A 7,537-nucleotide genomic window follows, 5' to 3' on the forward strand; every position below is an offset into this window, starting at 1 on the left:
CACTGATCGACGATATCAATGCCACTGGCTACGGGCTGACTTTCGGTGTGCATACGCGCATCGACGAGATGATCGAGTTCGCCACGCAGCGGATCCGGGCCGGCAATATCTACGTGAATCGCAACGTCATCGGTGCCGTGGTCGGTGTGCAGCCGTTCGGCGGTGAAGGGCTTTCCGGCACGGGGCCGAAGGCGGGTGGGCCGCTGTATCTGTATCGCCTGCTGTCGGTGCGGCCATCCTCGGCATTGCAATCGATCGTGCCTGATGCGCAGGCGTTGCCTTGCGTGCAGGCGCTGCCAGGGCCCACAGGCGAGCGCAATGCCTGGATCCTGCGGCCACGCGGTACCGTGCTGTGTGTTGCTGCTACTGCCGAAGGGGCACAGGTGCAGTGGGATGCGGCCAAGTCCTGCGGCAATCGGGCGATGTGGGTCGGGAATGATGCCGTGCAGCGCTGGTGGGCAGCTCTGCCGGAAGCCGAGCGTGCGCAGATCGGCATGGTGGGCGGCGGCGATATCGACACGCTTGACGGTATCCATGCGGTGCTGTTCGAGGGCGACAGCGATGCACTGCTGTGCCTGAATCAGCGCATCGCGGCCCGGTCTGGTCCGATCCTGTCGGTGCAGGGGTTGACCTCTGGCGAGATACAGTCGGGTGCGCGCTATGCCTGCGACCGACTGGTCAGCGAGTGTGCGCTCAGCGTCAATACAGCTGCGGCAGGTGGCAATGCCAGCCTGATGAGCATAGGCTGAGCCGGCGCGGCCGCAATACACGCCGTTGCGGGGGAGTGTTATGAGGCAAAATATGGCATTGGACTTTTAATGGGTATGGGAATGATCAATCTGAAACGCCGCGCGCTCGGATGTGGCTTGCTTGCTGGCGCAATGACCCTGGGCATGCCGCTTGCCAGGGCGGCCGATGAGCCGGTCACGGTGGGGGTGGTGCTGTCGAGCACGGGTCCGGCCGCGGCCATCGGCATCCAGTCGCAGAATGCCATCCGCCTGTGGCCGCAAACCCTGGGTGGGCGGCCGGCACGCTATATCGTGCTGGACGATGGTACCGACGTCAGTCGTGCCGTACGCAATTTCCGCAAGCTGACCTCGGAAGAAAAAGTCGATGCCATTGTCGGCCCCAATACCACGGCAGCGGCCCTGGCCGGCCTGGATGTGCTGCAGGAAACGGGCACGCCGATGGTGGCGCTGGCAGCCTCTGCGGTGATCGTGGAGCCACAGAGCGATCCCAAGCGGCAATGGGCATTCAAAATGCCCCAGAATGACTCTCTGATGGCCACCGCATTGATCGAGCACATGCGTGGGCAGGGCATCGAGACCGTCGGCTTCATCGGCTTTGCCGACTCATATGGCGATAGCTGGTGGGACGAATTCAGCAAGGCAGCCGCCGAAGGCGGGCCGCGCATCGTGGCACAGGAGCGCTATCAGCGGACCGATGCCTCGGTGACCGGACAGGTGCTCAAACTGATGGCGGCCAAGCCCGAGGCAATTCTTATCGCCGGTGCGGGTACGCCTACGGTCTTGCCGCAGAAAACGCTGCTGGAGCGCGGCTATGCAGGGCCGATCTATCAGACGCACGGGATCGGTACGCTGGAGTTCCTGCAGATCGGTGGCAAGGATGTCGAAAACACCCTGTTCCCGACGGGCCCCGGCGTGGTGGCCAGGGATTTGCCTGACGGCAATCCGGTCAAGCCGGTTGCGCTGGATTTCACCGAGCGCTTTGAGAAGGAATATGGCCCTCACACCATGACTCAGTTTGCCGGTGATGCCTGGGGAGCCTGGATGCTGCTGGATTCTGCTGCTGCGCGTGCACTGGCGGCAGGCGATGCCGAGCCTGGCACGCCAGCATTTCGCCAGGCATTGCGTGATGCACTGGAAAATACCCGCGACCTGACCGTGCCAAATGGCGTACTGAATATCGACAAGGATAATCACCAGGGGTTTGATGCGCGTGCCAGGGTTATGGGAACCATTAAAGAGGGACGGTTCGCATATTCTGGGGAGTGAATTTTCATAATAAGGGACAGTTCATTGTCGGCAAGGCATAAATAACAATAAAAAAGGGGCGTATCATCTCGCGATCCGCTGCCCTATGGCGGCGGCTTGTGATTCTTTTCGAGGATGTCGAGATGACTACGTCGGTTGCAATGGCGGAAACCCGCATCGAGCGGGATTTCCTGGGTGAAAAGGCAGTGCCAGCAAACGCCTATTGGGGCGTACACACGGCGCGTGCCATCGAGAATTTTCCGATCAGCAGGCAACAGATCGGCAGCTATCCCGATTTCATCCGGGCGCTGGCCTGGGTCAAGAAGGCTGCCGCCCGTGCCAATGCTGCCTGCGGTGCCCTGGATGCTCGCCTGGCAGAGGCCATCGAGCAGGCCTGCGACGACATCATCGCAGGGCAGTTGCACGACCAGTTCGTGGTGGATGTGATCCAGGGAGGTGCCGGCACCTCGACCAACATGAATGCCAACGAAGTCATCGCCAACCGTGCGCTCGAGCACCTGGGCGAAAGTCGGGGTCAGTATGGCGCGCTGCATCCCAACGATCATGTCAATGCATCGCAGAGTACCAACGATGTCTATCCTACGGCATTGCACATGGCTGCCTGGATGGGCGCGGGCCGGGTGATCGAGGCCGTGGCCGCACTGCGCGGGGCAATCGAGGCCAAGGCGGCCGAGTTCCATGCCGTTGTCAAGATCGGCCGCACGCAGTTGCAGGATGCCGTGCCCATGACGCTGGGCCAGGAGTTCCAGGCATTCGCCAGCATGCTGGCCGCCGAAGAGACCCGCTTGCAGGAGTCCCGCGAGCTGATGCTGGAGATCAACCTGGGCGCCACGGCGATCGGTACCAGCATCAATGCACCCCAGGCCTACGTGGATCGGGTTGCCCCCGAACTGGCCGCAGTCAGCGGCGTACCAGTGCGGGCAGCCGGCAACCTGATCGCCGCAACGCAGGATACGGGGGCCTTCGTACAGATGTCGGGGGTGCTCAAGCAGATTGCCTGCAAGCTGAGCAAGATTTCCAATGACCTGCGGCTGCTGTCGTCTGGTCCCCAGACCGGTATTGGCGATATCCTGCTGCCGGCCCGCCAGGCAGGTTCTTCCATCATGCCCGGCAAGGTCAATCCGGTGATTCCGGAGGTGGTGAATCAGGTGGCTTTCGAGGTGATCGGCAACGATGTCACGATCGCCATGGCCAGCGAGGCCGGTCAATTGCAGCTCAACGCCTTCGAGCCTGTCATGGGCTGGGCGCTGTTCCGTAGCCTGGAGCATCTGGCAGCAGCCTGCAGTACCTTGCAGGTCAACTGCATCGAAGGGATTTCCATCAACGAAGAGGCGCTGGCCCGGCGCGTGTCCGAGTCGGTTACGCTGGCAACGGCGCTCAATCCGGTCATCGGCTACGAAAAAGCGGCCCAGATCGTCAAGCTGGCGCTGCGCGAGAAAATCTCCGTGGGTGCTGCTGCCGAGCAACTGGGCGTGATGTCGCAGGGCGAATTGTCGCGACTGGTATCGGCCCAGCTCCTGGCCAACGCCTGAAACCGGGCTGATCAGCCATGGCACGGCCCTGCAGTGTTGCAGGGCGTGCCATTCAGGACCAGGCGGTCCATACGGGTGTCAGCATGGGGGGCAAGGGCGGTAGCTGCCCCAGGTCTACCCGGCTTTCAGTCGGACTGTGAAAGTCCGAACCCGTCGAAGCCAGAAATCCGTAGTGCCGGGCAATGTGGGCATATTCCACATACTGCTCGGGAGTATGACCACCGGCAATCACCTCGATGGCGCTGCCGCCCAGATCGCGGAAGACGCCGTACAGCGCATCGAATTCCAGTTCACTGTATTTGTAGCGGCCTGGGTGGGCCAGCACGGCCACGCCGCCGGCAGCGAGTATCCACGTCATGCAATCTTCCAGGCTGGCCCAGCGTATCGGCACATCGGCCGGCATGCCGTCTGCCAGGTAGCGGTTGAATACGCTTCTGAGATCGGGGCACAGGCCGCTGTCGACCATATAGCGGGCAAAGTGGGTACGGCTGACCAGTTCCGGATTGTCGGCATAAGGCAGGGCACCTTCATAGCAGCCAGGCATGCCGAGCTCCGCCAGTCGCTGGCCCATGCGTTGCGCGCGCTCCGCCCGGCAGGCTCGGGTGGCAGCCAGGCCGGCATTGAGTCCGGCGTGGCCGGGGTCGATATTCAGTCCGACCACGTGTACTGTGCGGCTTGCCCAGGTTACCGATATTTCCACCCCCGGTACAAAGCCCATGCCAAGCACCGAGGCTGCTTCAGCCGCTTCAGGCAGGCCGCCCGTTTCGTCATGATCGGTCAGTGCCCAGACCTGCACCCCGTTGCGATGCGCGCGTGCAGCCACGTCGGCCGGTCGCAGCACACCATCGGAAACGGTCGAATGGCTGTGCAGGTCGTACACCTGTCCTGCGGCTGGGGCGTTCATGATCGGGCTTCCTGGTTGGCTTCGGGATGGCGCGCCTGCCATTGGCGCAGTGCCTCCCGGTATTGTTGCAGTTCCTCGGCATAGAGATCCAGGATGCAGGGATCGCAGCCGCTCTGGCAGCACTCATTCGGGCCAGGGGCATCGGGGTGCTGCGGCGGTGGATCGGCGAGGATGTCTGCGGGTTCGGTCTCGGTCATGAGGAGGAGGGTGTCACTGTCTGGACTGGTATTTTGCCCTAGAATGCTCGGATTGGATCGAAAGTGCCTCGGGAGTGGATGTGATCTGGCTGGCGGTAGTGGGTGGTGCATTGTTGGCAGGGTTTGTGCAGGGCCTGTCCGGGTTCGGTTTCGGGCTGACGGCCATGTCGATCTGGGCCTGGGTGCTGGATCCCGCCCTGGCCGCTACACTGGCGGTATCCGGAGCGTTGACCGGGCAGATTCTGGCGGCAATCTTTGTGCGCAGAAGCTGGGATATGCGGGTGCTCTGGCCGTTCCTGGCAGGCGGGTTATGCGGCGTGCCGGTTGGTGTATGGGTGCTTCCCTATCTGGACATGCGTCTCTTCAAACTGGTGCTGGGCACTTTTCTGGTGCTATGGTGCCCGACCATGCTGTTGATTTCCCGGTTTCCTCGCATTACTGCCGGTGGACGACTGGCCGATGCCGTGGTTGGCTGGGCGGGTGGCGTGATGGGTGGGCTGGGCGGCTTTACCGGCACCTTGCCGACGTTGTGGTGCACTTTGTGCGGCCTGTCCAAGGATCATCAACGTGGCATTATCCAGAACTTCAATCTTGCCATGTTGTGTGTGGCGATGCTGATGTATGTTGCGCGAGGCATCGTCACAACCGACATGGTGCCTTACATGGCGGCCGTGTCGGCCGTTGTGGTCATTCCGGTGTTGATGGGTACGCGGGTGTATGTGGGGATCAGCGATCAGCACTTTCGGCAGATTGTGCTGGGTATGCTGACCCTGTCCGGTGTGGTGATGCTGCTGTCGATCAGTTGAGGCTGGTCGCTGACTGGCGGTGCAGTTGCTGAACCTGCAGTAACAGGGCTTCCAGTTCCGGCGACGTGCGCAATGCCAATATGGGGGTACCCTGCTCGTCGCTTTCCGCAGGTTCGAGTTGCAGCACGATGCTCTGGCCTTCGAATGCCTTGGGGTTGGCCTGGATCATCACATATTGCCTGAGCAGGCGATCCACGGCTTCCTGTGCTTCGTGCAATTGCTGGCCCATGCCGGCCTCGGAATGGTGGCGGAACTGCTCCTCGATGGTGCGCGCCAGATCCCAGCTGAAAAACAGCAGGGCATTCTGACCATGGCATTCCGGGTGCAGAAAGCCCCAGGACTCATCCGGTGTGGTGTTCGGCTTCGGGGTGTCGCTCACTGTGACTCCGTGCTGTCTGTTGCTGCCTGACCGGAGGGCGTGGAATCGCTGTCCGGTGCGTTGGCATCCGAGGCTGCCTGTGCGGACGAAGGCTGGACTGCCGCCAACTGGGCCTCGGGGGTGGCGGTTTCAGTCATGGTCGGTTCCGCTGCTGCTGTGGTATCGCTGCCCGCAGCAACAGTCTCGCCCGTATTCTTGCCCGGCTGACGTGCGCCCTTGGCGGCCTGGATGGCACTGCGGCGACGGCGTGCCGACAGTTGCTTGGCACGGACGGCCTCCGGTGCCGTGACCTGTCCCTCGGCTTCGCCCTGCAGGTTGATGCGCACGGCATCTTCGATCATGCAGGACCAATAACGGCTGCCTTCGCACCAGGTCTTGATCGCTGCACGGATTTCTTCTTCGGTCAGCTTGAGACTGTCGGCCTGTGCAAGCAGATCCTGGAGAATGCCGATCTTGAGCGCGACCTTGGGCTCAGGCTTCTTGGGGAAGGTCTTGGGGTACAGGCGCTGCAGCTTGGAGATCGTCAGTACGACCGGATCGACATCCGGCTGCTCGCGTCGCTGTGCAGGCCGCTGCGGGCGTGCCGCAGCCTTGCCGTCACGGGCAGGGCGCTCGCTGCGCGGCTTGCCGGCAGGGGCCGGCTTGCGCGACTGCTGCCGCTTCTCGGCTGCCTGGGCGGCCAGTTGTTCTTTGAGTGCGGCAAGTTGTTCAAAACCCATGACGCGAAGCTACCAGTAAGTTGCAAATCGCGAGATTGTACCAGTGCTGTCAGTACGACGGGCTCAGACTTCAGTCTAGACTTGCAGTCAGTAGGCCAGGGTACCGGTTGCCGATGGCAACAGAATAGGCTGCAGCGTGCCGTATCCCTCTTCACCATAGACCACGGCAGGCAGCGGGGAGTGCTGGCTGGCCCAGCTTTGCCACAGGTCGCGTACCCAGTGCATTGCGGTATCGACAATTGCGTTCTGCACGTCGAACTCGGTGTCATCAGGATCAAACAGAGGCACGGCAGGTTCGACTCCGGTACTGGTATAGCGCACGTCAAACAGATAGCGGTGCGCATCAATGGCCTTGTTCAGTACGTATAGATCCGGGCCATCAAGGCTGGCGACCACGGAAAACGTCCCGCAGCCATCCTGGTCCGGATGGATCGCAAAATGAATGGCCCGTGCCTTGGATGGCAGCGCAGCCACGAGTGACTGAATGGTCTGCCCGGCAGCGCTTGCATGTGCCTGCAGAATGCCCGTGAGCGTCTGAGTGTATTCGTTGTGGTTCATGGCAAAAGTATAGGATGACAGAGGAGTACAATAATATTTCAGTTTGTTTCTTTGGTTGTTTCTCCCAATAGGTCTGTCCATATGAATACCATTTCATCGATTGGCGCATCCAGCTATGGTGCCGTGAATACAGCGTCGAATTCACAGGCTGTCCAGCAGAACAATGTCCAGGTTCAGGACGCTGCTGAATCCGAAAGCACATCCGGCGCGACTCCGTCTACCGAGGTGAATATTTCGGAGGAGGGCCGTGCGCTGTCTGCTGGCAGCCAGCAGGGCAACACGGGTGCCCAGGGTAGCGGGCAAGCTGCGGGAGTTCAGCAAAGTGGCAGTAGTGGAGGTTCGACGGCTGCCGAGGATCAAAAGGAACTCTTGAAGAAACAGATCAAGGAGTTGGAAGAGCGTCTCAAGGAAAAGCAGCTTGAGCAGG

10 protein-coding genes are annotated in these 7,537 nt (G+C 61.4%); 5 read left to right on the forward strand and 5 right to left on the reverse strand.

Annotated features, from left to right (window positions below):
- From ABN482_RS09685 to ABN482_RS09695, 3 genes are all read left to right on the forward strand, one after another.
- On the forward strand, positions 1 to 749 hold a 749-nt coding region (locus ABN482_RS09685; protein WP_349503794.1), incomplete at its 5' end, for an aldehyde dehydrogenase family protein.
- 132 nt (positions 750 to 881) lie between these two features.
- Positions 882 to 2,015, forward strand: coding sequence for an ABC transporter substrate-binding protein (locus tag ABN482_RS09690; RefSeq protein WP_349503803.1), 1,134 nt, complete (start codon positions 882 to 884; stop codon positions 2,013 to 2,015).
- A 122-nt stretch (positions 2,016 to 2,137) separates the two neighbouring features.
- Positions 2,138 to 3,547, forward strand: coding sequence for an aspartate ammonia-lyase (locus ABN482_RS09695; protein WP_349503795.1), 1,410 nt, complete (start codon positions 2,138 to 2,140; stop codon positions 3,545 to 3,547).
- A gap of 52 nt (positions 3,548 to 3,599) precedes the next feature.
- On the opposite strand, the gene ABN482_RS09700 is transcribed toward ABN482_RS09695, so the two are convergent.
- Positions 3,600 to 4,451, reverse strand: a complete 852-nt coding sequence (locus ABN482_RS09700) for a PHP domain-containing protein (RefSeq protein WP_349503796.1) — start codon at positions 4,449 to 4,451, stop codon at positions 3,600 to 3,602.
- Positions 4,448 to 4,648 (reverse strand): oxidoreductase-like domain-containing protein, encoded by a 201-nt coding sequence (locus ABN482_RS09705; RefSeq protein ID WP_349503797.1) that lies wholly within the window; start codon positions 4,646 to 4,648, stop codon positions 4,448 to 4,450. The genes ABN482_RS09700 and ABN482_RS09705 overlap by 4 nt, the downstream gene beginning before the upstream one ends.
- A gap of 74 nt (positions 4,649 to 4,722) precedes the next feature.
- Here ABN482_RS09705 and ABN482_RS09710 point away from each other — a divergent pair, with 74 nt between their 5' ends.
- A complete protein-coding gene (locus ABN482_RS09710) occupies positions 4,723 to 5,454 on the forward strand; it encodes a sulfite exporter TauE/SafE family protein (protein WP_349503798.1) in 732 nt (243 codons plus the stop codon).
- Here ABN482_RS09710 and ABN482_RS09715 read toward each other — a convergent pair.
- The 3 genes from ABN482_RS09715 to ABN482_RS09725 all read right to left on the reverse strand — a co-directional run bounded on the left by ABN482_RS09715 (position 5,447) and on the right by ABN482_RS09725 (position 7,110).
- Positions 5,447 to 5,833, reverse strand: a complete 387-nt coding sequence (locus ABN482_RS09715; RefSeq protein WP_349503799.1) for a hypothetical protein — start codon at positions 5,831 to 5,833, stop codon at positions 5,447 to 5,449. The genes ABN482_RS09710 and ABN482_RS09715 overlap by 8 nt on opposite strands.
- Positions 5,830 to 6,552 (reverse strand): ProQ/FINO family protein, encoded by a 723-nt coding sequence (locus tag ABN482_RS09720; RefSeq protein ID WP_349503800.1) that lies wholly within the window; start codon positions 6,550 to 6,552, stop codon positions 5,830 to 5,832. The genes ABN482_RS09715 and ABN482_RS09720 overlap by 4 nt, the downstream gene beginning before the upstream one ends.
- Positions 6,553 to 6,639: 87 nt before the next feature.
- Positions 6,640 to 7,110, reverse strand: coding sequence for a DUF6389 family protein (locus ABN482_RS09725; RefSeq protein WP_349503801.1), 471 nt, complete (start codon positions 7,108 to 7,110; stop codon positions 6,640 to 6,642).
- A gap of 81 nt (positions 7,111 to 7,191) precedes the next feature.
- On the opposite strand from ABN482_RS09725, the gene ABN482_RS09730 reads away from it, so the two are divergent.
- Positions 7,192 to 7,537, forward strand: a 346-nt coding sequence (locus tag ABN482_RS09730) for a hypothetical protein (protein WP_349503802.1), incomplete at its 3' end; no start/stop codon positions are given.

Source organism: Corticimicrobacter sp. (assembly GCF_040137905.1).
Lineage (GTDB): Bacteria > Pseudomonadota > Gammaproteobacteria > Burkholderiales > Burkholderiaceae_B > Corticimicrobacter.